The organism is Pseudomonas saliphila (assembly GCF_008638345.1).
Taxonomy (GTDB): Bacteria; Pseudomonadota; Gammaproteobacteria; order Pseudomonadales; family Pseudomonadaceae; genus Halopseudomonas; species Halopseudomonas saliphila.
On the sequence record NZ_VTVA01000012.1, the window covers coordinates 100088 to 125289 of the forward strand.

The following is a 25202-nucleotide window of genomic DNA, read 5'->3' on the forward strand; positions in this document are numbered from 1 at the left end:
CCGCTGTCATTCAGCGGCTGATGGCGATTCTAGAAGCTTCACTGGAACCCGTATCGGCATATCCAGCAGCATCTGGGCGAAGGCTTTGCCCAATGGATCACTGCGCGGCGAAGCCATACCGCCACCGGCCAGCGCGCCTTGCAGCAGGAAGTTGAAGGCGGCGATGCCTGGCACATCGAATCGGCTTACCTGCCCCTCGACAAAATGACCGAAATACTCACGTACCCGTTCCACCGTCAGCTGGTCGCGTAACACCCCGAGCCACTTCGGCTCGCGGGCAATGATGCCGATGTTCACACTGTTGCCCTTGTCGCCGCTGCGGCCGTGGGCGATGCGCAAGAGGGGCACCTCCACCACTACTGCTCCCACCTCTGCCCCCGTCGGAAGTTCGGTATAGGTTGTAGGCGGACAAGCCTGCGTCGCCACCTGCGGAACCGCGGGAATAGCCACTGACCAGCACTCATCGTTTATCCATACTTGGGCCTGGAATTGCGTTTTCGGCGCCAGGAAGGAAAACAGTTTGACGATCGGCGAAGGTCTTGGCCGACCGCCACCGATGCTGGTCATGCCGGGCGCCCAGGAAACACCGCCGGGCGCAAGTTCGGCGGCGAACAGCTCCAGCGCGTTGCGATCCTTGTGCTCCACCACCAGACGCAGCACCACCTCTCGGTTAGTAGCAACCCGCGAGTGCGGGCCGAAGCTTGCCTCGGTGCCAAGCACCTCGGAATACACTAGGCTGTAGTCGTCCAACCCACGCTCGCCGAGCATGCGTCGCGTACGGGCAAGAATCGCCTCGCTGACCCGCTGTGCCTTGCGCTCCGCAAGCCCACCAATCAGGGTGATATTGGCAACGCAGCGCCAGCCGTCGGCATAGGTGGCGGAGACCTTGTAGCTGGGGCTGGGCGCCTGCCCCCTGGCCCCTTCGACCAGCACCCGATCGGGACCAACCGCGGTCATGCGCACGGCAGTGAAGTCACAACGCACATCAGGCAACAGGTAATCTGCGGGATCACCAATCTCATAGAGCATCTGCTCGCCGACGGTTGCCGGCGAGACCAAGCCGCCGGTGCCAGCTGGTTTGGTCAGCACGAAACTGCCGTCGGCGCTGCATTCGATGATCGGATAACCTATGTTGTCCCAGCCTTCCACCATCTCCCAGTCAGTGAACAGCCCGCCGGTGGCCTGGGGGCCGCACTCGATCAAGTGTCCGGCCAGGCTGCCAGCGGCCAGCAGGTCATACTCCTGTGCCGACCAGCCGAACTCGTGCATCAATGCCGCCAGTGGCAGTGCGCTATCCACACAGCGACCGGTGATCACCACCTGCGCACCTTGTTGCAGTGCCTCGACGATCGGTAAGGCGCCCAGATAGGCATTTGCGCTCATCACCCTGGCCGGCAATGGCTGGCCCGAGTGGATGTCGCGCACATCCTCTGCACGAAACTCGTCGAGCCTGGAGAGAGCATCGTCACCCTCCACCACCGCGATCTTCAACGCCAGCCCCTGCGCCTGCGCTAAGCGTTGCAGCGCCTCGGCACAGGCACGCGGGTTGACGCCGCCAGCATTGCTCAACACCTTGATGCCTTTATCGACTACCTCACGCAACACACTGGCCATGGCTACCTCGACGAAATCTCGGGCATAGCCCGCCGCCGGGTCCTGGGCGCGTGCGCGCGACAGGATCGACATGGTCAGTTCCGCCAGGTAATCGAAAGTCAGGTAATCCAGATTGCCGCTCTTGACCAGCTGCGGTGCGGCTTCCGCACTATCCCCCCAGAAACCCGAGGCGCCGCCGATTCGCACGATGCGATCGTTCATCAGTCAGTTCTCCATCCATTCAGTTGCGTGCGCCGGTTGTCAGCGCAGCAGGGCATAGCCGTTGTCCAGAACCTTCACCCCACGCTCCTTGCTCAAAGCCCGGAAGGACAGCGTCTGCCCATCACGCCAGGTCTCGAAAATCAGCGTCTCCCCCGGGTACACCGGGGCCGAAAAGCGGGCGCGAACACTGGTGATGCGCGTCGCGTCGTACTCGCACCAGGTCTTGAGCAGCATGTTGACCGCCAGGCCATAGCTGCACAGCCCATGTAGAATCGGTCGCTCGAAACCGGCACGGTGGGCCAGTTCGGGATCGGCATGCAGCGGGTTGGTGTCGCCGTTGAGACGGTAGAGCAATGCCGCCTGGGGCAGCGTCACCATCTCAACTATTCGCTGCGGTTCTTCATCCGGCATACGATGCGTCGGACTGGCTTCTCCGTGGGACACGCCGTTGCCACCATCGCCCCGGCACATCAGAGTGGCGTGCAACACCGCCAGCAGCTCTCCACTGGCGTCGTCGAAAATGGTCCGTTCGGTGCGCAGCAGGGTGCCCTTGTCCAGGCCTTTGTCGAGGATCGCGACGACGCGCTCGCGTGCCCTTACGGTTGCCGCTGGTGGTAGAGGCCGCGGCAGCTCCATCGACTGCTCGGCATAGACGATCTTGCGAAAGTCGATGCCTGCGGCAGGATCGGTCACATAGGGGCCTGGATGCCCCAGCACCACAGCCAGACTGGGCACCACCCGCTGGTCCTTTTCGAATACATAGCGCAATTGCTCCGCGTCGGTCGGGTCGCTGCCGAAACCGACACTGAGGGCATACAGCAGACTATCCCGCACCGTATAGGTCTCCCATACATCCTGGAACGGCCACTTGAGCAGACAATCGACGTTCATGTCCTTCCCTCTCTCATGCGCTCATGAATCCGCCGCCATCAACGGAGATCACTTGGCCTGTGATGTACGACGAAGCTGCAGACAAGAAGAAACAGATCGGCTGTGCAGCTTCCTCCACGGACGACCAGCGTGCCATTGGGATACGTGCCAGCAGTCCTTCGCGGAACTTCTTCCCACGCACGGTCTCGGTCATTGTCGTTTCAACCACGCCAAAGCAGATGGCATTGGAGCGGATGTCATGCTTGGCCCATTCGCGAGCGGCGCTCATGGTGATACCGAACAGGCCCGATTTGGCAGCGCTATAATTGATCTGTCCTATGGTGCCCATGCGCCCAGCATCAGAGGAAATATTGACAATGGAGCGACGCGCTGAATGACCGGCCTTCGCCTGCTCCAAAGCGATACGCCCGAAGGCTTGGACACAGTAGTAACTGCCAGTGAGGTTGACATCGATGACCTGTCGCCACTGCTCCTCCGTCATATTTTCAATCATCGCCGGACGGATGATGCCGGCACTGTTGACCAACCCATTCAAGGTGCCAAAACGCTCGACGGCGCAGTCGAACGCTACCTTGATAAAGTTAGCGTCACCGACACTGCCGGCGCAGGTCAGCACCCGCTCGGCGGCATAATCGCTGGCAGCCACCTCCAGAGCGTCCTCCTGCAGGTCAATCAACACCACCGAGGCACCCAGGTTATAGGCCAGATCCGCAACCGCCTTGCCAATACCCTGAGCAGCTCCAGTAATAACGATGGTTTCACCAGCCAAACTCATGGGATTAATCATGAACGCTCCTACACATGGGTTGACATTACTCATCGAGTGCTTACCAAGGCGGGCGGGACTGACAGATGAAAACCGTCGTACACCGGCGATTGCGACGTCCTGGTCGGCAACGTGTAGTTGGGTGTGGCCATGGCGAAAGCGCCATCGATGCAGATGGTCGTACCGGATATATAGGCTGCCCCTTCAGAGAGCAGGAAAACAATGGCCGATGAGACCTCCGCCTCAGTGCCGGTACGCCCAAGCGGCACGTCCTCTTTGAAGCGCAATAGCCGCTCCTGGATTTCCGGTGGATAGGTGTCCACTCCAGAGGAGAACACCAGACCTGGCGCCACGGCGTTAACGCGTACGTTGGCAGCCCCCCACTCCAACGCGGCAGTCATGGTAAAGTTGACCATGCCTGCACGAGCCGCCCCGGAATGAGCCATCTGAGGCATGCCATTCCACATGTCTGCGGCCATATTGACGATCGCTCCGCCGTGCTCCTGCATCCATTGCAGATAGCACTCCCGAGCCATCAGAAAACCACCGGTCAGATTGGAGCTGATCACTGCCTCCCATCCCTTCTTGGAAATATGTTCCAATGGCGTCGCATATTGCCCGCCAGCATTGTTGACCAGATGATCGATGCGACCGAAGCGTGCGATTATCTCCGCGACCATTCCCCGCACGCCTTCCTCGTTACGGATGTCACACACATAGCTTTCAGCTTCCGCGCCACTTTCCAGCAACTCGGCTCGAACGCTCTCCAACTTGTTCTTGTCGCGTCCGACAATGGCGATTTTCGCTCCGAGAGACGCCAACTCATGAGCAGTGCAGCGCCCAATGCCGCTCCCTCCGCCCGTAACGATGGCTACCTGACCGGCGAAGAGGCCGGAACGAAAAACTGAACGATATGAACTTGCACTCATTTATTCTTCTCCACAAACCACCTGATGGTGGCACCAGTTCGATGGATCAATTCACGACAGGCAGCGCAACAGCACCCTCGTTTGGAAACCATATTGCCAACAAGTACTAGGGGTTCCATCGTCGAAAGCGACACTCTTCAATGCCACTTTTACTCGCCACGCCAGACCGGGGGGCGCTTCTCCATAAAAGCCGCCACCCCTTCCTTTACATCAGATGTACCCTGGGCCAGCGTCAGATACTGCTGCAGTAAGATGAGTGCACCTTGCAGCGGCAGATCCTGGGTCTCGAATAACGCTCGCTTGCCTAGCTTGAGCATTAATGGAGACTTCGCAGCCAGCCGTTGTGACCAGTGGGCTACCGTGTCAGAGAATTGATCGGCGGCAACGACTCGATTGACGATACCAATCTCCTGAGCCTCCTCAGCGCTCAGCTGGTCACCCAGGAAGACCAGCTCGGCGACCCGCTTACGCGGAATATTGCGCAGCATCAGCGTTGAAATCATGAAGGGAAATACACCTACATTGATTTCCGGCGTGCCGATGCGAACCCCTTCCTTGGCCAGCACCAAATCACAAGCCATCACCAACCCCAAGCCTCCCGCCAGAGCATGACCATTCAATGCGCATAGCAGCGGGACCTTGAGCCTCATCATCGCCTCAATTACACCAGGGAAGCGGCCGTTGCGAGCATGCTTGGCAAGCGCCCCTTCCTCGACAGCAAACCCTTTGAGGTCACCTCCAGCGGAAAAGACGCGCTCGTGGGTCGAGGTGAGCACGACGCAGCGTGCCGCCGGCTCGTTCTCGACCCATGCGAGCGCCTCCAGGAAGCCATCGATCATCACATCGTCAATGGCATTGCGCGTTTCAGGACGATTAAGAGAGATCGTTACCACACCCCGGCTGTCTAGGGCATAAAGCACCGCATCTCCGCCACCCCGCGAAATAGGTTTGTCAGACATTGATGACCTCCTTGGGCGATCAGGCCATCGTCAATCCACCACTGACCGACAATGTTTGCCCGGTCACATAGCCAGCCCGCTCCGAGGCCAGATAGGCCACAGCGGCAGCAATGTCTTCCGGCTCGCCCAGACGTCCGATTGGAACCGCCTTGAGCATGGCGTCAAGCACCTTGACGTTCGTTGGATCCATGACAGACTCGAAGCCCGGAGTGCGTGTCGGGCCGGGACAGACCGAGTTAGCAGTCACACCCTTGCGCGCCACTTCACGCGCCAACGTTTTGGTGAAGGAAATAATCGCGCCTTTAGCGCCGGAATAAACTGCCTCCAGCGAAGACCCCACACGAGCAGCATCGGAACTGATACTAATGATTCGCCCCCACTTCCGCTCCAGCATGCCGGGAAGCACAGCGTGAATCAGACGCAAGGTGCCCAGATAGTTAATATCGACGACCTTCTGCCAGAAAGCCTCATCAGTGGCGGTAAAGGGTTTTAGCTCATCCCAGCCAGCGTTGTTGACCAGTACATCCACCGGCCCCAGCTCATCCTGCACACGCATAATCGCAGCACTGACCGAAGCCGAGTCAGCCACATCGAGCTGCACAAACAATGCCTTCCCACCGGCACCGCGGATCAGCTCTGCCGTCTCGCCACCTTCTGGTTCGCGCAGATCACCGACCGCAACGGCATAACCGCTTTCCGCAAGGGCAATTGCAATCGCCCGACCAATACCGCGCCCAGATCCACTTACAAAAGCTACTTTCTGAGTCATATTGCTCAGTCTCCCATTGTTGATGACACGAGTAATAATTCGTGACTCAGAGTAGATAAACGTCATGCACTTGGAATCGTCCAAAGCGACAAAGAAGGGGGATGACATGCAAGCGATATAAGCACTTGCTTGCTGGAACTTGTTCGCCCACGGTCTAAATGTCGGATTGGACGATGCGCAGCAGCGCCGCGAAAGGTGAAACTTGTAGGGAATAACGACAGCAAACCAGCAGGTACTTTGATGTCCAAGACCCAATCATTCGGCATCACCGGCTTTGGCGGCTATGTTCCGCGATTGCGCATGCAACGCTCGGCGATTGCCGCCGCGCATCAATGGATGGCCCCCGGGCTGCGCTCCCATGCCAAGGGCCGGCGGGCATTCTGCAGCTGGGATGAAGACAGCATAACTATGGCCGTCGAAGCCGCCCGCGATGCACTGGAAAACCATCCGCGCGATACCATAGCGTCTATCACCCTGGCCTCTACCACCCTCCCGTTCGCCGATCTACAGAACAGCACTATAGTGGCCGGAGCTCTCGGTCTTGCATCAGAGGTTCGTACCCTCGACGTCGGACACTCACAGCGAGCTGGCACCAGCGGGTTGATCGCCGCCTTGCGCCAAGGCAACGCACCAGCGTTGTTCATCGCCAGCGACCGCCCCCGCGGCAAACCCGCCAGCGGTCAGGAAATTGGCTTTGGTGCCAGCGCCGCAGCCTTTACACTCGGGAGCGACAAGGTGATCGCCACTCTGTTGGCCTCAAGTAGCCGTACAGCATTGTTCGTCGACCACTTCCGGGGCGAGGGCGCCAGTTACGACTATTACTGGGAAGAGCGCTGGATCCGCGATGAAGGCTATTTGAAATTGGTTGTCGACACTGTCGAGACCACCTTGCTAGAAGCCGACATTTCCGCCACTGAAGTCAATCATTTCATCCTCGCTGCACCGTTCAAGGGGGTCGCCACGGCGGTTATCAGGAAACTCGGTATTGCTGCGGAAGCCGAAGCCGATGAACTACAAGCCGACTGCGGCTACAGCGGCAGCGCCCATGGTCTGCTCATGCTCGCCCATGTCCTGGAGCGGGCCGAACCGAACCAGATCATCGTCCTCGCCGGTTTCGGCCAGGGCGTGGACGTACTGGTGCTACGCACCACCGACGCCATCGGATCATTCAGGCCACAACGCGGCGTGAGTGGCGCGCTGGCCGATGCGCAGGATCACGTTGCCTATCTGCGCCTTGCCTCCTACGAAAATGCCATTGACCTGGAATGGGGCATGCGCGCTGAGAAATCGATCAAAACCGCGCTTACCGAACAGTACCGCGCCAGCGATCAGTTGCCTGGCTTCGTTGCTGGCCGCTGCAACGGTTGCGGAACTATTCAGTTCCCACAATTACCGTACTGCGTAAACCCGGCTTGTAATGCCTCCCGGGCGGAGTTCGAGGCGCAACCACTGTTCGACGAACCGGCCCAGGTCTTGACCTTTACCGGCGACTGGCTCAGCTATTATCCGGCTCCGCCCTTGTATGTGGGGTTCGTACAATTCGACCAGGGCGCCCGACTGCTTATGGAGATGGTCGACGTCGGTGCCGCCGGACTGGATGTCGGGACACCGCTCCGGATGGTGTTCCGCATCAAGGATGTGGACAAGGTCCGTGGTTATCCCCGCTACTTCTGGAAAGCCACACCGATTCAAGCTTGAGGAGACATAGTTTCATGGCAACAGGAATCAAGGACAAAGTCGCTATTATCGGCATGGGATGTTCCAAATTCGGCGAACGCTGGGATATTGGCCCTTCGGAACTGATGGCGGAGGCCTTTGAAGAAGCCCTGCAAGATGCCGGCATTGAACGCAAACAGATAGAAGCGGCCTGGTATGGCTCCTGCTCCGATCCCATCAGTGTCGGCAATTCAGCAATCCCCGCCTCCATGGCCCTGCGTCTGGACGGCATTCCAGTGAGCCACATGGAAAACATGTGCGCCACTGGCAGCGAAGTGCTGCGGGCCGCCGCCTATGCGGTGGCCAGCGGCGCAGTGGATTTCGCCTTGGCAATCGGCGCGGAGAAACTCAAGGATACCGGCTACGGAGGATTGCCGTTTGTCTACAAGGGCACCTTCAATGATCTGTGGTTGCCGCTAGGCTCCACCCCGGCGGGCTTCGCCCAATTGGCTGCTGGCTATCGGGCCAAACATGGCACCAGCAAAGACGACCTGAAACGAGCAATGGCGCATGTGTCATGGAAAAGCCACCAGAATGGACTGCTCAGCCCGAAGGCTCACCTGCGTAAAGCAATCAGTATGGAGCAGATTCTCAATGCCCCCATGATCGCGGACCCACTCGGCCTCTACGATTGCTGCGGTGTTAGTGATGGCGCAGCTGCAGCCATCGTGACCACGCCCGAGATCGCTCGTGCCTTAGGGCGCAAAGACATGGTCACCATCAAGTCCATTCAACTGGCGATCAGTTCCGGTGTCGAATCCGGCACCTCACAGTGGGACGGCAGCTATATACGCACCACCAGGGCAGCGGCACAAAAGGCCTATGCCGAAGCTGGAATCCAGGATCCACGCTCCGAGCTGAGCCTGATGGAAGTACACGATTGTTTTTCCATCACCGAGCTGTCGACCATGGAAGACCTGTTCATCTCCCCGGACGGTCGTGCGGTGCACGACATTCTCGATGGCTTCTTCGATCGGGACGGTGGCCTACCCTGCCAAGTGGATGGTGGGCTCAAATGCTTCGGCCATCCGATTGCCGCCTCGGGGCTGCGCATGGCCTATGAGGTCTACAACCAGTTGCAGGGCCGGGCCGGAGAACGGCAACTGGTCAATCCGGACATCGGCCTGACCCATAACCTCGGTGGGGTGCCTTATCTCGGCATCGCAGCGGTTTCCATCCTCGGCCTTTACGCCGGCAAGTGAATGACCCATCCTTATACCGGAATCTCTCATGAGTCGTCATCTTCCCGCTGATCGCCTAGCCGACCTTCTCACGCCCGGCCAATCCGTGTATATACCCGGCGGCATCGCGGTGCCGCTGACGTTCCTCGCCGATCTTCAGAGCCGGCCGGAGCGCAGCCGCGACCTGCGTATACTGACCAGCATAGCACCCGGCATCGATACCCCCTTGGAGGTGGAGCGTCTCCACCCCAGCGCCATCGTCAGTGGACTGTTCATGCAACCGTCGCTGGGCAATGCCCAGCGTCAGGGGCGCTATCGCCTGCTGCCCATGAGCTATGGCGGCTTCGTGCGCCATCTGCTGGACACGATGGATTTCGATCTGACAGTGCTCCAGGTCACTCCGCCAGATGAAAAGGGTTATTGTTCACTCGGACCATCAGTGGAGTTCCTACCGCTGGCAGTGGGCAAGAGTCAGCGCCTGCTGGCGTTGATCAATCCGTCGCTGCCACGTATCCCCGGTGCCGTCAGTCTACCTTACGAACGTTTCGATCATCTCTGCGAAATCGACTCGCCGCTGCCCGAATACCGCACCGATATCGATGAGCCGACGCTTGCCATCGCCCTCCATATCGCAAGCCTCATAGCCGACGGCAGCACCCTGCAGATGGGATTGGGCAAGGTGCCTACGGCATTGGCCAATGCTTTGCGCAATCATCGTGGCCTTCGGCTGTTTTCCGGCATGCTCTCCGACGGCCTGCGCGATCTCGCCGAGGCTGGAGCCCTGGATCTGGATTTTGCCCACACTGGCTGCGTCGTCGCCGGCAGTCGAGACCTCTACTCCTGGTCCAGCGAATTCGAGCCGCTGCGGGTGCTCGGCTGCGAAGTGACCCACGACGCCAGCACTCTGGCAAGTCTGAAGCGCTTCACCGCCGTCAACTCGGCCCTTGAAGTCGACCTGTTCGGCCAATGCAATCTGGAACACGCCGAAGGCCGGGCGGTCAGCGGCGCCGGCGGCGCCCCAGACTTCGCCCGGGCGGCTCGGCTTGCCCCGGAAGGGCGCAGCATTATCGCGCTCAACGCCACCTACAAACGCGGCAGCGTTTCGCGCATTGTGCCTTGCCTGAATAGCTCGTCTATTTCATCCCTGTCGCGTATAGACGTCGACCAGGTCGTCACCGAGTTCGGCATCGCCGACCTGCGCGGCGCCAGCGTACATGAACGCGCCCAGGCACTAATCGGTGTCGCCGCGCCGGAATTTCGTCCATCCCTTCAGACAGCCTGGGAAAACATTGCACGAGATCTGTGAATCGTCGTTTTCGACGGTGCCGAACGGCGGGCGGCCAACCTAGACTGTTGTCCACCCCAGCACTGGAGCTTTGCTCCGGCATTTGCCCCAAGCAGGAGGATCGCTTGTGTTTCAGGGAAAGAGCATCACCGTGCAGCGGATCGAAGATGGCTTTATCGAGCTTTGCTTTGATCGCCGCGACAGTTCCATCAACAAACTCGACGAACATACACTGAAGGAGTTGGCCGAGGCAGTCGAATTGATCGCCGCTGCGGCTACTGTCAGCGGCGTTCTGGTCACCAGCGCCAAGCAGACGTTCGTGGTCGGCGCCGATATCAATGAATTCGCCGCGGCGTTTCGCCTGTCGGAGGCCGACCTCGCGTCACGCAACCTGAGGCTCAATCATGGCGTCATCGGCCTGGAGGATCTCCCTGTTCCCAGCGTGGTGGCGATCAACGGCATTGCCCTTGGCGGCGGCATGGAACTCACACTGGCGGCGGCGCTTCGAGTGATGGCGAACGGGGCCAGAATCGGCCTGCCGGAAGTCACCCTGGGGTTGATCCCCGGCCTCGGCGGAACGCTACGAACACCCCGCGTGGCCGGTGCCGAGGTGGCGCTGCGACTGATCACCGGCGGCAAGTCGCTGACCGCATCCGAGGCGGAATCCCTGCACCTGGTCGATGCGGTCTGCGCCACCGAAGAGCTGCGAGCAACGGCCCTCGACCTGCTGCGCCAGGCCTGCGACGGCGGGATCGACTGGCGTCAGCGCCAGGCTCGCAAGCGGCACCTGCCGGCCGATGAAGCCGCCCGTCAGCAGACAGTATTCCGGGCCCACCGCGAAGAGGTCAGCGCACGTAGCCTGAAACACCAGCCGGCGGCGCTGGTCGCGATTGATCTGATGACCCAGGCGGCGACCCAAAGCCGCGAAGTCGCGCTGGTGCTGGAAGCCGAGAGCTTCGCGCTGGTGGCGAAAACCCAGGCCGCGGACGCGCTGATCCAGACCTTTCATAATGACCAGGCGCTGAAGAAGCTGTTCCGCCAGCACAGCCGCGACGGACGCCCGGTACAGCGGGCAGCGGTGCTGGGAGCCGGCATCATGGGCAGCGGCATTGCCTTCACCAGCGCCCTGCATGGTATCCCGACCCGACTGAAAGACCTGGCCCCGGCCCAGCTCGATCTCGGTATGGCCGAGGCCGACAAGCAACTGTCACGCCAGATCAGCAGTGGCCGGATCGACGCCCGCCGGGCGCAAAGCGTGCGTGATTCACTCATCCCGCAGCAGGACGAGGCGGGTTTCGATACCCTGGACATAGTGGTCGAGGCCATCGTCGAACGCCTGGAAATCAAGCGCCAGGTGCTGGCCGCGCTGGAAACCCGGCTATCCGACGACACCGTCATCGCCAGCAATACCTCGAGCCTGCTGATCGATGACATCGCCGACTCCCTGGCACGTCCGGGGAATCTTGTCGGCATGCATTTCTTCAATCCGGTGCCGGCCATGGCCCTGGTCGAAATCATCCGGGGCAGCCGAACCCATGAGCAAACGGTGTCCACGGCGGTCGCCTACGCCCTGGCGCTGGGCAAGACGCCGATCGTGGTCAAGGACTGCCCCGGCTTCCTGGTCAACCGTATCCTGACTCCCTATGTCATCGCCTTCCTGCAACTGCTTGCCGAAGGAGCCGATTTCGCCCAGATCGACCGGGTGATGGAGGACTTCGGCTGGCCCATGGGGCCAGCTCATCTGCAGGACGTGATCGGCATGGACACCGGCGCCCACGTCTGGCAGGTCATCAGCGCCGGTTATCCGCAGCGCATGGCCCTGCCCGAGCATGATGCCGTGCGTCTGCTGGTGGAACACCAACGCTATGGCCAGAAAAGCGGTAGCGGTTTTTACCGGTATGAGGCCGACGCGACCGGCAAGACGCGCAAGTCCGCAACGGCTGAGACCTATGCCCTGCTATCGACCATACAACCCGATGGCCAGCGCTCCTTCGCGGACAGCGAGATCATCGAGCGCATGATGCTGCCGATGATCGTCGAGGCCGCCCATGCCCTGGAAGAAGGGGTGGTGGCAAGCGCCGCCGAGCTGGACATGGCCATGATCCTCGGTCTGGGCTTTCCCGCCTACCTCGGCGGCCCCTTGAAGTATGCGGACTGGCTGGGCCTGGACAATCTGCTCCATCGCTGCGAACGCTACATGCCGCTTGGCCAGCACTATGCGCCCACCGGGTCCATGCGGGCGCTGGCCGCTTCCCGACAAACATTCCATGGCGCCTGACTGCCTGGGCAGAACGGCAAATATCAGAAAGGAACCCTGCAATGAAACTTGATTCCAGCATATCGGCCATCGTAACCGGCGGCGCCTCCGGTCTGGGAGCCGCAGTAGCACGCCGGCTCGCCGCCCGAGGCGTCAAGGTCACTTTGTTCGATCTCAACGAGTCGCTTGGCGAAGCCCTGGCCAAGGAAATCGACGGCCTGTTCTGCCAGGTCAATGTCACCGAGGACCAGCAGGTGGCCGACGCCTTCGCCAAAGCCCGCGCCATCCACGGACAGGAGCGCATCCTGGTCAACTGCGCCGGTATCGGCGGCGCGGCGAAAACCGCCAGCCGAGACAAGGCCAGCGGCGAAGGCCGGCATTTCCCGCTGGATATCTTCGAACGGGTAATCCAGGTCAATCTCATCGGCGCGTTTCGCTGCATTGCCAGATCCTCAGCCGGCATGCTCAACCTGGAACCCCGCGAGGATGGCGAACGGGGCGTGATCATCAATACCTCCTCCGTAGCCGCCCGGGATGGCCAGATGGGTCAGGCCGCCTATGCGGCCTCAAAGGCAGCCATCGTCGGCCTGACCTTGCCTGTTGCCCGCGACCTGATGAATGATGGCATTCGCATCAATACCATCATGCCGGGGATTTTCGACACGCCGCTGATGCAGAACGTTCCGGACAATGTGAAGGAGGCACTGGCAGCATCGGTACCCTTCCCGAAACGTTTTGGCCAGCCCGACGAATTCGCCGCGCTCGCCGAAACCATGATCACCACCACCTATTTCAACGGCGAATCGGTGCGCCTCGACGGCGCGATTCGCATGCCGCCTCGCTGAGCCGGCCCTCGCTCCCCTTCTTTCCACCCACAGGAGAAACACACATGGCTGAAGCTTATATCGTTGCCGCGGTACGCACCGCCGGCGGCCGCCGCGGAGGACGCCTGTCCGGATGGCACCCGGTCGAATTGGCGGCGCAGGTGCTCGATGCCCTGCTCGACCGTAGCGGGATCGACCCGGCCACGGTCGAGGATGTCATCATGGGCTGCGTGCAGCAGGCCGGCGAACAGTCCAACAATATCGGCCGCAATGCGGTGCTCGCCTCGCGCTTGCCGGAATCCGTGCCGGCCACCACCCTGGACCGGCAGTGCGGCTCATCGCAGCAGGCCCTGCACTTTGCCGCCCAGGCGGTCATGTCCGGCAGCATGGACGTGGTGATCGCGGCGGGGGTGGAGTCCATGAGCCGCGTGCCGATGTTCGTTCCACAAAAACTCGCCCAGCAAAATGGCCTCGGCGAATACATGAGCCCGGAAATCCGCCGGCGCTATCCCGCTGGTGATTTCAGCCAGTTCATCGGTGCGGAGATCATCGCCCAACGGCACGGCTTCTCCCGCGAGGACCTGGAACGCTTCGCCTTCGCCACCACCCAGCGGGCGATTGAAGCGACCCAAGCGGGGCGCTTCGCCAAGGAGATCCTCCCCGTCGAAGTGCGCCTCGCCGACGGCACCCGCCCCGGCGAACTGCATACGGTGGACGAAGGCATCCGTTTCGAGACAACGCTGGAAAGCATCCAGGCGGTCAAGCTGCTGAACGAAGGCGGCAGCATTTCCGCCGCTACCGCCAGCCAGATCTGCGATGGCGCCAGCGGCGTCATGGTGGTCAGCGAACGCGCCCTCAAGACCCTGGGTCTGACTCCCCTGGCCCGAGTGCACCATATGAGCGTGCTGGGCGGCGACCCCTGGGTAATGCTCGACGTGCCGCTGGCGGCCACCGAGGCGGCGCTGCGCAAGGCCGGCTTGAAGATCGACGATATCGACCTTTACGAAGTCAACGAAGCCTTCGCACCGGTGCCACTGGCATGGTTGCAGGCGACCGGCGCCGACCCCCAGCGGCTGAACGTGAACGGCGGCGCCATTGCCCTGGGCCACCCCCTCGGCGCCTCCGGCACCAAGCTGATGACAACGCTGATCAACGCCCTCGAGCAGCGCGGCAAGCGCTATGGCCTGCAGACGATGTGCGAAGGCGGCGGCATGGCCAATGTCACCATCATCGAGCGCTGCTGACTGCCATAAGGACGAATCTGCCATGAAGCTCGAATATGTCTTCAGTTATAACGCTTCGGTAGTCGACATGCAGCATGTGGGGGGGCCCTTCGGCAAGCGCAGGGTCGCTCGCTGCGGGGCTGGCACGGTCAGCGGCCCCAGGCTCAACGGCGAGGTACTGGAAGGCGCACATGACTGGGTACTCGACGGCCCCGATGGCTGGGGCCGGATCGACGTGCGGGCGCACTTGCGCAGCCACGATGGCTGCGTGATCTATGCCCAGTACCTGGGTATTCTCGAATACAACGAGCAGTACCAGGCCGCAATCCGCAATGGCGGCGAGACGGCCTTCGAGGATATCTATTTGCGCAGTACACCGCGCTTCGAAACCGACGATCCACGCTATATCTGGCTCACCCAATCGGTATTCGTCGGGCGTGGTCGCATCCTCCCCGGATACGCCGTCTGCTGGGAAATCTATCGGGTTACCTGACGCGTCGGCAGAGTGCGCGATGACGGATGTTACGGGTCAGCTATTCTTCAGGCCCTTGCAGAAGCCGGTGCATGAGTCGCTCCCGGCGGGTCTGAGTGAGACCCGCTGCGTTGCGCAGGTAACGATCAACGGAAACATGCTCCTCTGCGATCCACGCCAATGCGGCTTGCAGATAAGCGGGCTCCACGCGAAAGACCGACAGGGCCGCTTCCTCGGCACGTGCGGGCACTCCCTCGGGAAACACCTGGTCGAGCACTGATCGAGCGCGGCCAGTGGCGAAATATCTCTCACCACCAGCGAGATAGTTTTCAAGGATCGTCTTGTAGGGCACGCCCAATACCCAGAGAAGCATGGCAACAACGAATCCCGTCCGATCCTTGCCAGCGGCACAGTGAATCAGAAGGGGGCGATCATCGCAGGTCTCGCAATGCTCGAATACGCCCGCGAGGACCTTGGCCAAGGCTCCGGGCATGGCCCGATAAGCGTTGATCATCACCTGTGTCGCACGCTCCCGATCAAAGGAGGGGTCCTGCAAATGCCGTCGCCAGTCGACCGCCCGCACAGCGCCTAGCCGCTCATCGAACACGGGGACGAGTATTTCGGTTCGAGTCTGATCGAAGCAGATATTCGGACTCTCCAATCGCTCGCCCGGACTACGGAGATCGCACACGAGTCCGAAGTTCAAAGCCGTTACCTTGCCAAGGTCCCCCGCCGACAGGTTCGAAAGCGCCTGGGACCTGAATAGACGGCCGAACTGGATCGCTTTGCCATCAACAGTCTGCAAGCCGCCCAGGTCGCGGAAGTTTGGTACGCTTTCGAGTTCCACTGCCATAAGCAAAGCACCCCGTTCCTTTCAAGCAGTTCGACTGCTCAGACACTGCACTCAGAGTTCGTCCCAAAGCCCCTTCTGGACAGCATTGTTCCACACCGCAACGATTCGTCCTTCGACAACGTGAAAGACTTCGATGCTGCTCAGCCGGGAAAGCGATCCGTCCAGCTTGGTGCCGACCGACTCGTAAACGGTGCAGACCTTCTCTCCGTCGGCTATGGCATGGATGAGTCGGAACGCCCAATGAGCATATTCCTTGGCAAGTCCACGCGCCCTTTCCTTTGCCTGCTCCCGGGTCAAGACCGTTGGCCGAGCGCCGACGACGTGGCGGGTCATTTCATCGGCGATAATTTCATCGGCGATATCGAAGTTCTGCCGGTTCCAGAATTCGAAGGTATAGGCGTGTACCACGTCCAATGGCGCTCTCGCAACACCTGATGTGGCGCCCTCAACGGCGGTAGTCCCGGACAAACGCTCTTCATTGTTCATAACTGGAAACCTCCTAGAACACTCCGACCGACAGCCGGAGCAGTTGTTGCGTCAAGACAGGAACTCGGCGCCGTCCAGGTCAAGGACATGGTCGGCGCGCTTACTGACCGAACGTCCTATAATCGCTTTACCACGCTCACTCTTGGTAACCAGCGAGTAAGCTCCGACCCCCATGAACAAGCCATAGAGACTGGCGCGGCGATAGTCCTGCCAAAGCCGATCCCAGCCATAGTCGCGTATACCGAACTCCCGAAGAGTATCGTGGTACTCGCGGAGCAACGCATTTTCGTTTGCCCGCCGCTCTTCCACCGTCAAGCAGCCGCTGAGATAGTAGGCTGCGTCAACCAGAGGAGCGCCCAGCCGCACCGTTTGCCAATCGACGATCGTAAGCGGGGGAGCCTCTGCGGAAATGCCAAAGAGCATGTTGTCGAGCCGATAATCTCCATGCTGGACAACGAACGGCCCGGGAGTCTCGGCCAGCCACCGAGGTGCTGCGGGCATGGCCCTCTCGATAAGAGCAATCTTTGCCGCAGTCATTTCCTCACCCAAGTCCGCAATGAATGGTGGTGCGGCGGTGACGTAGCCATTGAACAGCGCCTCGAGCCGGCTGGTATCGGCAAACATGGGGTTGGCCTTGAGCGCCGGAGCGTTCCAGCACGATGCCTGCATACGGGCCAGTTCCTTGAGTGCCAGTCGTGCCTGCTCAAGAGTGCCCCCGGCAAGCACGTCACCGACCTTTGTGGTCTCGGAAAGATCATCGAACACTAAAGTGAAGTGACCGGTTTCGTTCTCGTATACAGATGCATGACAGCGAGGGACCGATACCGACAGCCCCGAAGCAAGATCGCGGTAGAACACCACCTCGGCCTCGTAAATGCCGCTGTCCCGACCTGTTGCGCGACTGGTCTCGAACGGAGAAGCGATCTTGACGATGATCGAAGCAGGGATATTAGTGGACCTGTTCGAAAGATAAGTCGGTGTGAGCCGCAGCACTCTTCCCATCTGGCCGGTACCGATTACTGCAACGCCAACATCAGTAACGACCAACTGGTCATCCCCGGTGGCGCCACGCAGAACGCGTGTTGCCCATACCGGTGTCAAATCTTCGGATTGGCGCGCCAAAAGGTCCATTTCATTGCTTTTTTGGGACATCATACGTCCTCCTGCTGACTAGAGAATTCCTCAACCATCTGCACCAGATTGCCATCATCATCATGGAACAGAAATGACCGCAGTCGGCCACCACCCACGGCCCATACATACTCGGTCTGGGTCTCGTAACCTGCGGCACGAATGGTCTGGAACCATTCATCGATACCACTCACGCGCAGGGCCAGTTCGGTAATGCCGGTATGACCGTAGCCGAGATACTCCCGCGGCGTCCGCTGCACACGGGGATTCTCCGGCTGCTGCAGTTCAAGCTTGGCCCCCGTGGCGGAGGCCAGCATGACCATGCGCGATCGAGCGCCACTGACGTGAAAGATGTCGTCCAGCGTGGCCTGGGCAAACAGGGCCTCATCCTTGTCGGGAATGACGGTATCGATGTAGACCGAGAACCCCAGGGTATCCCGGTAAAGCCTGAGCGCCCGCTCCATGTCGCTGACCACCAGGCACATATGATGAAAGTCCATTGCGTATTCTCCTCCGCGGGTCGACCGCATACGATGCCGTTTAACCGTCAGCGCGCTGCGCTGGCGACCCTTCACGCACTGCCTTCGGCAGCAACAGGCTGAGTACCGCGGGAATGATCAGAATGGCTCCCACCATGTTCCACAGGAACATGATGGCCAGCAGCAAGCCCATATCGGCCTGGAACTTGATGTCGGAGAACAGCCATGTCGCCACGCCCAGCGCCAGAGTCACCGCCGTCACGGCGATTGCCGCGCCCGTGGTCTTGAGCGTTTCGCCATAGGCATTCTTGAGGCTCATTCCTGTTTTAAGATAGTTCTCCAGGCGATTGTAAAGATAGATGCCATAGTCAACCCCGATACCAACGCCCAATACGATTACCGGTAGCGTCGACACCTTCACGCCCAGCCCAAGCCTGGCCATGATCGCCTCGCACAGTATCGAGGTGATGATCAGCGGCAGAATCAGCGCCGTGGTCACTTTCCATGACCTGAACTCCCACAGCACCAGCAGTGCGACAACCCCGTACACCAGGAACAGCATCAGGCGCTCCGCCCGCTTGACCACGATATTGGTCACTGCCTCGATACCGGCATTGCCGGCGGCCAACAGGAACTCGGCATGTTCGTTGTTGTTCTGCGCGGCGAACTCTTCCGTGGCGGCCACCACCCGCGACAAGGTGTCCGCCTTATGATCCGCGAGAAACAGCAGAACCGATAGCATCGAGCAATCGTGGTTGTAGTAATCCTGCTGCATCATTCTCGTCGCACCGCTGGCGGTGTACTCGTCCCGCGACAGTCCGTACCATTTCAGACTGCCACCCTGGGTGCCGGAAATCAGGGCTTTCATATCCGCCGCCAGCGACTGCATCCCCACCACCCCTTCGACGTCCGCCATGACCGCCTGGAAGCGGTCCACCGCCGAGGTGACCGGATAGCTACTGCAGGTATCTGGCTGAGTCTTGACCATAACGACGAATACATCGGCGCTGTTCGCGTAGTTTTCGGTCAGAAATGCGACATCCCTGTTGTAGCGCGAGTCCGCCCGCAGCTCCGGTGCGCCGGGATCGAGATCGCCGATGCGCAGGTCCCTTGCCATGTACAATGAGGCGGCGAGAATCGCCAGGCCGGTTAACACTACCCCCAGCGCCCAGCGCCTCTCGGTGAGCCGGGACAAGAAGGCACCGGTCATGCGCCGCACCATGGACTTGTCCTTCTCGCTGACCTTGAACGCCCGGTGTCTCAACCCTCGCCCCGATATGCCGGTATAGGACATGATTACCGGTAACAAAAATATCTTGGTGAAGATGATGACCAACACGCCGACACAGGCGCTGATCGCGAGCTCACGGATGACACCAATATCGATTACCAGTAGGGTGGAAAAACCCACTACATTGCACAGCAAAGCGACCGAGCCGGGCACGAACAGAAGCCGAAAGGTCGCCTTCGAGGCGTCGATCTTGGAAAGCCCCCGCAGACGCTCCGCCACCATCGTATTGATATTCTGAATCGCGTGGCTGACGCCGATAGCAAATGTCAGGAAAGGCACCAGTGTGGAATAAGGATCCAGTGCGTACCCCATAAGCCGCACTATTCCCAACTGCCATAATACCGCGAGGCTGCAGCAGAAGATTACTGACGCGGTACTCCGCCAGCAACGCGAATACAGATACAGCAACCCGATTGTCAATACGAAGGTGATGGCAAAAAAAATTGCCATGTTACGTACACCTTCAATCAGATCGCCCATGATCTTGGCGAAGCCAGTAATATGGATACGGACATCCTCACCAGCATATTTATCGCGCACCAACTGCTCCAGGCGCTCGGAAAGGAGGCCGTAGTCGAGCTGGTCGCCGGTTTGGGGGTCCAGCTCGAACAAGGGCGCCAGGATCACGGTAGAGCGATGATCGTTGGCCACTAAACTGCCGATAGTGCCCGAACGCGCCACATTGCGTCTCACCTGCTCAATAGTCTCGGTTGCGCCATCGAAATCGTCCGGCACCACCAAACCACCGACGATGCCATCCTCAGTCACCTCGCGCCAGAACACATTGGGTGTCCAGAGGGATTTCATGTTGCCACGGTCAACCCCGGGGATGTAAAACACCGCGTCATTGACTTTCTTCAATGTGAGCAGGAAGTCTCTGTCATAAATATCACCTCCGGTATTTTCGACAATTATTCGCAACACATTACCCGTTTTCCGCAAGTCCTCCTCGTAGGCGAGGTAGTTCTCGATATAAGGGTGACTGGTGGGGATCATTTTCTGAAAGCTCGCCTCCAGCTCTATCTTCGAGGCGTGCCAACCAAGCAATATCGACATCAGCAGAAAAACCGCCAACACCCAGACCCTGTGGCTAAACAGCAAGTGCTCGGTATAGCCAACAATGCCGTGCCTCCCCTCTTGGGCCTCCGATAACGGCGTTACCTTCGGTGGTACTATTGCGCTTCTTTTTGTTTTCGGATCAGTCATTTCGCTTCATTCCCGGTAACGATGTGGACCCCATTCATACCTGTCAACACCAGCGAGCTGTCGGATAAACGGGTGGCGGAAGTCACCCCCCTCCTCTGCAAACTTGCCAGCGGCACGAAGCGTCTGCCAGCGTCGTTAAGCCCCAGAATCTGTCCCGCAGAATTAACCAAACGTGGTGAGCCATTTAAGGTCAGAAAGCCGCTCACGATATTCGCTCTAACCTCGCGATCGAGCTCACTCCAATCAGAACCTGCATTTCGCGAAAAGAAGATGCGTCCGCCAAAACCATAGGCCAGGAGAGTCTCATTGCCCCCTTCATCATTAAACGCCAGCACACCATATAATTGACCGTTATAGCCGGTTTCATGCCGCCGCCACGTGCTACCGCTATCGACCGAGGAGTGGAGTACCCCACCTTCGCCAGCGATTAGCAGTTTTCCGGAAGGAGCATGGGTAATGGCGTTGTAGTGAAAGCCCTCCGGGTTATCCAGTCGGTCCCCGATATAGTGCCAGTTGACGCCCCCATCACCGGTCCGGAACAATTGGCCAAAGGAGCCTGCGGCAAAGCCTTGCCTGGTATTCTCGAACCACAGACTGAATAGTGGGCGTGCAGGGCCAAATGCCGCGCCAGCCTCGGCATCCGCCAGAGCATCCTCAGCCAGTTCAAGTTCGACATTCAGTGTTGGATCCGAATCAGCCTTATCCTCACTGTGCTTTCGTATTGCCCCTAGGCGGCGCTCTGCCACAGAAATTATCTGTTCGTTGGCTGCATCACCGTCGAACAGCTTGTCCCAAGTCTGCCCCCCGTCCCTTGTGCCAAGAATCACGCCATCATGACCAACCGCCCAGCCTGACTTGTCATCGACAAAGAAAACCGCTGTCAGATTGACCGAGACCGGTACACTGGCCTGCTGCCAGTAGCTACCCTTATCATCGGAGAAAACGATAGTACCGTGTTCTCCTACCGCCACTAGGCGATTGCTGTTCAGCACTGCGGCATCAAGCAAGAGCTTCGAGGCAGCTCTATCCGAATGCCGTGCTGGCAGATGTAGCGGGTCGATAAAACTCTGCTCCGTCGCAGAAAGACCGCTGGAAATGATAGCCAGCAGGACTGCAACTAGGCGGACACTTACTGTTCGCTTCAATAAGAAAAAAGACACTGGCACTACCTTAATTCGAGGTTCGGTGTATGGGAGGAGAGAAGCTTATGCTCCCTCCTCCCGAGTTGCTGCAATTCAATATCACTCCCGAGCAGCGACCTGGCCCATCGATGGGATTGCCAATCAACGCCCCATCCGTCTCAGGCTGGCAGGCTCGAAGAATCCAGGACGGTAACTCTGACCGAAAACGACGGGCGGTTCCTCATTGGTCAAACCAGATAGAAAGTAGCGCCCGGCTTGAAGATCGTAGGACACATCGCCAGCAAGCCATGTACAGGGGCAATCGTAGAAATATGAAGTGAATATTTCCTGGGTGCGCCACAGTTCGCCACGTCCGTCATAGCTGTCCACATGCGCAGCCTGGAAGCTATCCTCATCCACCAGGGCTATCCGCTTGCTGTAGATATGGCGGGCACCGGATTTCAGCGTACCCTCAAGCACATAGACACGATGCAGTTCATAGCGCACCAGATCCTGATTGACCGTTTGCTTGCCGACAATATCGGTATATTTCAGGCTTTTGTCAGTCATCTTGAAGTTGTTGTAGGGAATGATCATTTCCCGCTTGCCCACCAGCTTCCAGTCGAAGCGCTCAGGCGAGCCATTGAGACCATCGAAACTGTCTTGGGTGAGCAGGCCGTCGGTTCCTGTAGCAGGAGTGTCATTCCCAACTTCCGGCGCACGCAGGACACGCCGGGTTCCCGGATTATATACCCATGCCCCGCGGACTCCGGCACTCTTGTCGATAGGCTCACGGACTAGCGTCAGGCCACCAGCAATACTGGAAGGCGCCATATAGTTGTATAATGCGGTATACATCAAGTTTTCAGGCGGGTTATCCATATGAACGCCGAATAGATTATCCTCCTGCCAAATAGATGCAGTAAATCTTCCACCGGACTGAACCGGGAAACTGGCAATACGGCGGCTATAGCTTCCCCCTCTATAGCGAACCAGCAGATTATGATAGACCTCAACTCCGACACTGGGGAACGGGAAAGGAACCGTCGACTTCGTTGTGCCGGTAAAGCCGTTACCATCTTCAGTCAGCCTTACACCCGGCCCCTCCTGCGTAATCGCGTCATACTGGCTCTGCGGCAATGCATGTGTGCGGTGGCTGGGATATACATTCATTTTGTAATCCGAATAGCGCTTCAGCAATGCTATCTGACCCTCGGTCAGTTGCGATTCGTACGCCTCGTAATTGGCCGCGGTGATGGTATATAACGGCTGCTCCTCAGGGAACGGCGATATATAGCCATTCTTCGGATCAAAACCTGCTGGCGGAGTAGTTATGCCCCCATCCCAGGCAGGGATAGTGCCCTCAGCATTGCCGGCCTTGGGTGCCCCCCAGGGAGTCAGATCCGTTCCTAGACGCGAGAAGTCATCAGCAAGAACCGCTCCCCCGCTGGCAAGACCGATGACCAGTGACAATTGACACAATAGCGATTTATTGTTTACGAGTTTCATAGTTCCCTCGGGATTTATTATTTGATAAATTCATTGACTGCCTGTGCGGCAACATTAAAGCCAAACATACCTATTCAGCTTCTACAGAGTCATACCAAACACTAGCGAGATGAAGTCACGGTCACGGAAAGAGTCATACTTGGTATCGCTTGCATACGTCGTATAGTTGAGGTCGGCATAATAGCGGCGCATGTATTCGGCACGCACACCCAGCCCAAGTGCTTTGCGACCTTCGAGGAAGATGTTATCGGCGGAATAACCACGCACATCATGAGAGAAGAATGCTCGCGGCGTCAGGTTGGCTCCCAACACGTTATCGTATTGTAGAGATGCCTGAGCTCGATAGCCCCATGCATGGGTTGTCGCAAAACCATCCGTATCGCAGCCGGCATTCTGCGAAGAGGACCCATCGGAAACGCAGGTGCCGTTTGCCCCATTGGCCGACCAACGAGCCGAGCCATATTCAAAACCTCGACCATAGCGGGTCGATGTCATGGGATTACCTATCCCCCCCCATTGCTGATAGGCAACCTCCCCCATCAAAGACAGGTTATTTGCACCTACGGCACGGCCAAGATGGGCGAACGACTGAAGGGCGGAAACTTGGATCTGTGTCTTGTCCTTTACATCGTAACCGCGGAATATCCCGCCAGCTGGAATATCAGCAAATGGACCTTTGGTCTGCCCTAGGATACCGCCCTTTTGAATCCCATAGCCGCCGACAAGATCGGCACCATTGATCTGAACGGGAAAGTCCTGGGTATGGCTTACTTCACCGAATACCGACCAGCCGCCAATTTCAGTGGCTGCACTGAGCCCATAAACCTTGATATTATTGGCGCTCCAATCCCAGAAACCCTGTATGGCAGTCGCACCGCCAGATAGAGGTCCGCCAGCTGTGGAGGGTGCGTTGAGGAGACTTATACGCGGCGATGTAGTGGTGTAATTAATAAAGTAGGCGCCAACATCGACGTCTGCAATCATTCTCCTGGCGGACAGTCCATATGAGCCGGAGTCACGGGGGTATCGGTTAGTACCGGTGATTCTTCCCAGATTGGCAGCCAGTGCATCACCATCAGGCATATCGGTCAGGTTAACCAGCGCATATGTCGAGTCCTGACAGTTCATACTGTCACTCACACTCCAGTAGGTGCCACACCCCTCCAATACAGTTCGCTGAGTCTTCAGCTTATAGAAAGTTTCGAAACTCCACTCGCCAACTCCGAGATTGAGCGAAATCTGCGGACTGGGCAGGATAATTTCCTTTACTTGAGCACCAGGTCTCCGGGCGGCTGCCACATCGACCGGATTGTATTGGCTGATACCACCACCGATGAATAAACTTTCCCCCCAGTTTATTGCATGACTGCCTAGCTTGAAACTGAGGTAGGTATTATCGCTGGGCGCAAAACTGCCAAAACCGTACCAGTCAAGCATTTCGACGCCGCTGAACTTCGAAAGCCGATCATTGAACTCACTGTCTTCTAGCTTTCCGCGAACATAATCATTAGCGGTACTACCATGGGCCACGCCACGGTGTTTCTGAGTATAGTCATACCAGCCTTTGGTACGCAGGAACACACCAAAACCATCTTTTTCAACTTGAAGTTCGCCGATCACCTTGGCAATGGTGGAGAAATTATCCCATTTATCCCGGTAGTTCAAATTACCGTCGTCCGTAGAAGAAGACGGCATGGAGCCACCATTCTGTCGGCCAATCAGTGCGGAACTGGCGCTACGCGTACGCCACGATGAAGCAAGCGACATATCCAGACCCCAACGGCCAGAAATGCCATTATCGAGTTCGAATGAACCAGCCAACGCTGTGTGTGGAATACCTGCCAGCCCTATTGCAGCGCCAGCAAGGCCTGCCAGCGCCACGCAGGACCTGATTTGACGATAGGTACAGCCCCACTTGATGTCTGTTTTTAACAACATTACATCCACCTCTCATTTCATTATTTTTGTTGTTTCCGGCTGGATCAGCAGCCCGCAATGCTCCAGGGCTCCAGGCGCCCTCCCCGCCTTAACCTTTCACT

The 25202-nt window shown here is 58.7% G+C and carries 21 protein-coding genes; 7 read left to right on the forward strand and 14 right to left on the reverse strand.

All coding sequences use genetic code 11. The features are described from left to right. Positions 1 to 6: 6 nt before the first annotated feature. From FHK95_RS13800 to FHK95_RS13825, 6 genes are all read right to left on the reverse strand, one after another. Complete coding sequence (locus tag FHK95_RS13800) at positions 7 to 1815, reverse strand: acyclic terpene utilization AtuA family protein (protein ID WP_150305213.1); 1809 nt, start codon at positions 1813 to 1815, stop codon at positions 7 to 9. 39 nt (positions 1816 to 1854) lie between these two features. Continuing rightward, positions 1855 to 2706: a MaoC/PaaZ C-terminal domain-containing protein gene (locus tag FHK95_RS13805; RefSeq protein WP_150305214.1), complete on the reverse strand. Its 852-nt coding sequence runs from the start codon at positions 2704 to 2706 to the stop codon at positions 1855 to 1857. Positions 2707 to 2719: 13 nt separating this feature from the next. Beyond that, positions 2720 to 3493 carry an SDR family NAD(P)-dependent oxidoreductase gene (locus tag FHK95_RS13810; protein ID WP_150305215.1) on the reverse strand — a complete coding sequence of 258 codons (774 nt, stop codon included), beginning with the start codon at positions 3491 to 3493 and terminating at the stop codon, positions 2720 to 2722. A gap of 29 nt (positions 3494 to 3522) precedes the next feature. Further along, positions 3523 to 4401: an SDR family oxidoreductase gene (locus FHK95_RS13815; protein WP_150305216.1), complete on the reverse strand. Its 879-nt coding sequence runs from the start codon at positions 4399 to 4401 to the stop codon at positions 3523 to 3525. Positions 4402 to 4550: 149 nt separating this feature from the next. Continuing rightward, a complete protein-coding gene (locus FHK95_RS13820) occupies positions 4551 to 5360 on the reverse strand; it encodes an enoyl-CoA hydratase/isomerase family protein (RefSeq protein ID WP_150305217.1) in 810 nt (269 codons plus the stop codon). A gap of 19 nt (positions 5361 to 5379) precedes the next feature. Next, positions 5380 to 6195 carry an SDR family NAD(P)-dependent oxidoreductase gene (locus tag FHK95_RS13825; protein ID WP_235906786.1) on the reverse strand — a complete coding sequence of 272 codons (816 nt, stop codon included), beginning with the start codon at positions 6193 to 6195 and terminating at the stop codon, positions 5380 to 5382. A gap of 174 nt (positions 6196 to 6369) precedes the next feature. Here FHK95_RS13825 and FHK95_RS13830 point away from each other — a divergent pair, with 174 nt between their 5' ends. The 7 genes from FHK95_RS13830 to FHK95_RS13860 all read left to right on the forward strand — a co-directional run bounded on the left by FHK95_RS13830 (position 6370) and on the right by FHK95_RS13860 (position 15108). Further along, positions 6370 to 7827 carry a 3-oxoacyl-[acyl-carrier-protein] synthase III C-terminal domain-containing protein gene (locus FHK95_RS13830; protein WP_150305218.1) on the forward strand — a complete coding sequence of 486 codons (1458 nt, stop codon included), beginning with the start codon at positions 6370 to 6372 and terminating at the stop codon, positions 7825 to 7827. A gap of 14 nt (positions 7828 to 7841) precedes the next feature. Next, complete coding sequence (locus FHK95_RS13835) at positions 7842 to 9047, forward strand: acetyl-CoA acetyltransferase (protein WP_150305219.1); 1206 nt, start codon at positions 7842 to 7844, stop codon at positions 9045 to 9047. A gap of 28 nt (positions 9048 to 9075) precedes the next feature. Continuing rightward, positions 9076 to 10332, forward strand: coding sequence for an acetyl-CoA hydrolase/transferase family protein (locus FHK95_RS13840; protein WP_150305220.1), 1257 nt, complete (start codon positions 9076 to 9078; stop codon positions 10330 to 10332). A 106-nt stretch (positions 10333 to 10438) separates the two neighbouring features. Further along, the gene (fadB, locus tag FHK95_RS13845; RefSeq protein WP_150305221.1) at positions 10439 to 12589 is read left to right on the forward strand and encodes a fatty acid oxidation complex subunit alpha FadB; all 2151 of its coding nucleotides are present in this window, start codon (positions 10439 to 10441) and stop codon (positions 12587 to 12589) included. Positions 12590 to 12630: 41 nt separating this feature from the next. Then, positions 12631 to 13413, forward strand: coding sequence for an SDR family NAD(P)-dependent oxidoreductase (locus tag FHK95_RS13850; protein ID WP_150305222.1), 783 nt, complete (start codon positions 12631 to 12633; stop codon positions 13411 to 13413). Positions 13414 to 13457: 44 nt separating this feature from the next. Then, on the forward strand, positions 13458 to 14636 hold the full coding sequence (locus tag FHK95_RS13855) for an acetyl-CoA C-acetyltransferase (RefSeq protein WP_150305223.1): 1179 nt from the start codon (positions 13458 to 13460) through the stop codon (positions 14634 to 14636). Positions 14637 to 14658: 22 nt separating this feature from the next. Continuing rightward, positions 14659 to 15108 (forward strand): DUF3237 domain-containing protein, encoded by a 450-nt coding sequence (locus tag FHK95_RS13860; RefSeq protein WP_178114795.1) that lies wholly within the window; start codon positions 14659 to 14661, stop codon positions 15106 to 15108. A gap of 40 nt (positions 15109 to 15148) precedes the next feature. Here FHK95_RS13860 and FHK95_RS13865 read toward each other — a convergent pair whose 3' ends face one another. The 8 genes from FHK95_RS13865 to FHK95_RS13900 form a co-directional block, all read right to left on the reverse strand. After that, on the reverse strand, positions 15149 to 15940 hold the full coding sequence (locus tag FHK95_RS13865) for a tyrosine-protein phosphatase (protein WP_150305225.1): 792 nt from the start codon (positions 15938 to 15940) through the stop codon (positions 15149 to 15151). Positions 15941 to 15991: 51 nt separating this feature from the next. Then, positions 15992 to 16426, reverse strand: a complete 435-nt coding sequence (locus FHK95_RS13870) for a nuclear transport factor 2 family protein (RefSeq protein WP_150305226.1) — start codon at positions 16424 to 16426, stop codon at positions 15992 to 15994. Positions 16427 to 16477: 51 nt separating this feature from the next. After that, entirely contained in the window at positions 16478 to 17581 is a 1104-nt protein-coding gene (locus tag FHK95_RS13875; RefSeq protein WP_150305227.1) for a phosphotransferase, read from the reverse strand. Continuing rightward, positions 17578 to 18057 carry a VOC family protein gene (locus tag FHK95_RS13880; RefSeq protein WP_150305228.1) on the reverse strand — a complete coding sequence of 160 codons (480 nt, stop codon included), beginning with the start codon at positions 18055 to 18057 and terminating at the stop codon, positions 17578 to 17580. Before FHK95_RS13880 ends, FHK95_RS13875 begins: the two co-directional genes overlap by 4 nt. Positions 18058 to 18097: 40 nt before the next feature. After that, positions 18098 to 20383, reverse strand: coding sequence for an efflux RND transporter permease subunit (locus FHK95_RS13885; RefSeq protein ID WP_235906787.1), 2286 nt, complete (start codon positions 20381 to 20383; stop codon positions 18098 to 18100). Positions 20384 to 20529: 146 nt separating this feature from the next. After that, positions 20530 to 21693, reverse strand: coding sequence for a WD40/YVTN/BNR-like repeat-containing protein (locus FHK95_RS13890; RefSeq protein WP_150305230.1), 1164 nt, complete (start codon positions 21691 to 21693; stop codon positions 20530 to 20532). A gap of 123 nt (positions 21694 to 21816) precedes the next feature. Beyond that, on the reverse strand, positions 21817 to 23163 hold the full coding sequence (locus tag FHK95_RS13895; RefSeq protein WP_150305231.1) for a DUF1329 domain-containing protein: 1347 nt from the start codon (positions 23161 to 23163) through the stop codon (positions 21817 to 21819). An 81-nt stretch (positions 23164 to 23244) separates the two neighbouring features. Continuing rightward, on the reverse strand, positions 23245 to 25101 hold the full coding sequence (locus FHK95_RS13900; protein WP_150305232.1) for a DUF1302 domain-containing protein: 1857 nt from the start codon (positions 25099 to 25101) through the stop codon (positions 23245 to 23247). Positions 25102 to 25202 lie beyond the last annotated feature (101 nt).

Bases quoted from the DNA above. Each gene is read 5' to 3' on its own strand.
- FHK95_RS13815 (WP_150305216.1), bottom strand. From the start codon at position 4,401: ATGAGTGCAAGTTCATATCGTTCAGTTTTTCGTTCCGGCCTCTTCGCC.
- FHK95_RS13895 (WP_150305231.1), bottom strand. From the start codon at position 23,163: ATGAAACTCGTAAACAATAAATCGCTATTGTGTCAATTGTCACTGGTC.
- FHK95_RS13810 (WP_150305215.1), bottom strand. From the start codon at position 3,493: ATGATTAATCCCATGAGTTTGGCTGGTGAAACCATCGTTATTACTGGA.
- FHK95_RS13830 (WP_150305218.1), top strand. From the start codon at position 6,370: ATGTCCAAGACCCAATCATTCGGCATCACCGGCTTTGGCGGCTATGTT.
- FHK95_RS13900 (WP_150305232.1), bottom strand. From the start codon at position 25,101: ATGTTGTTAAAAACAGACATCAAGTGGGGCTGTACCTATCGTCAAATC.
- FHK95_RS13865 (WP_150305225.1), bottom strand. From the start codon at position 15,940: ATGGCAGTGGAACTCGAAAGCGTACCAAACTTCCGCGACCTGGGCGGC.
- FHK95_RS13800 (WP_150305213.1), bottom strand. From the start codon at position 1,815: ATGAACGATCGCATCGTGCGAATCGGCGGCGCCTCGGGTTTCTGGGGG.
- FHK95_RS13835 (WP_150305219.1), top strand. From the start codon at position 7,842: ATGGCAACAGGAATCAAGGACAAAGTCGCTATTATCGGCATGGGATGT.
- FHK95_RS13870 (WP_150305226.1), bottom strand. From the start codon at position 16,426: ATGAACAATGAAGAGCGTTTGTCCGGGACTACCGCCGTTGAGGGCGCC.
- FHK95_RS13880 (WP_150305228.1), bottom strand. From the start codon at position 18,057: ATGGACTTTCATCATATGTGCCTGGTGGTCAGCGACATGGAGCGGGCG.
- FHK95_RS13850 (WP_150305222.1), top strand. From the start codon at position 12,631: ATGAAACTTGATTCCAGCATATCGGCCATCGTAACCGGCGGCGCCTCC.
- FHK95_RS13875 (WP_150305227.1), bottom strand. From the start codon at position 17,581: ATGATGTCCCAAAAAAGCAATGAAATGGACCTTTTGGCGCGCCAATCC.
- FHK95_RS13860 (WP_178114795.1), top strand. From the start codon at position 14,659: ATGAAGCTCGAATATGTCTTCAGTTATAACGCTTCGGTAGTCGACATG.
- FHK95_RS13840 (WP_150305220.1), top strand. From the start codon at position 9,076: ATGAGTCGTCATCTTCCCGCTGATCGCCTAGCCGACCTTCTCACGCCC.
- FHK95_RS13855 (WP_150305223.1), top strand. From the start codon at position 13,458: ATGGCTGAAGCTTATATCGTTGCCGCGGTACGCACCGCCGGCGGCCGC.
- FHK95_RS13805 (WP_150305214.1), bottom strand. From the start codon at position 2,706: ATGAACGTCGATTGTCTGCTCAAGTGGCCGTTCCAGGATGTATGGGAG.
- FHK95_RS13885 (WP_235906787.1), bottom strand. From the start codon at position 20,383: ATGTCGATATTGCTTGGTTGGCACGCCTCGAAGATAGAGCTGGAGGCG.
- FHK95_RS13820 (WP_150305217.1), bottom strand. From the start codon at position 5,360: ATGTCTGACAAACCTATTTCGCGGGGTGGCGGAGATGCGGTGCTTTAT.
- FHK95_RS13825 (WP_235906786.1), bottom strand. From the start codon at position 6,195: ATGACGTTTATCTACTCTGAGTCACGAATTATTACTCGTGTCATCAAC.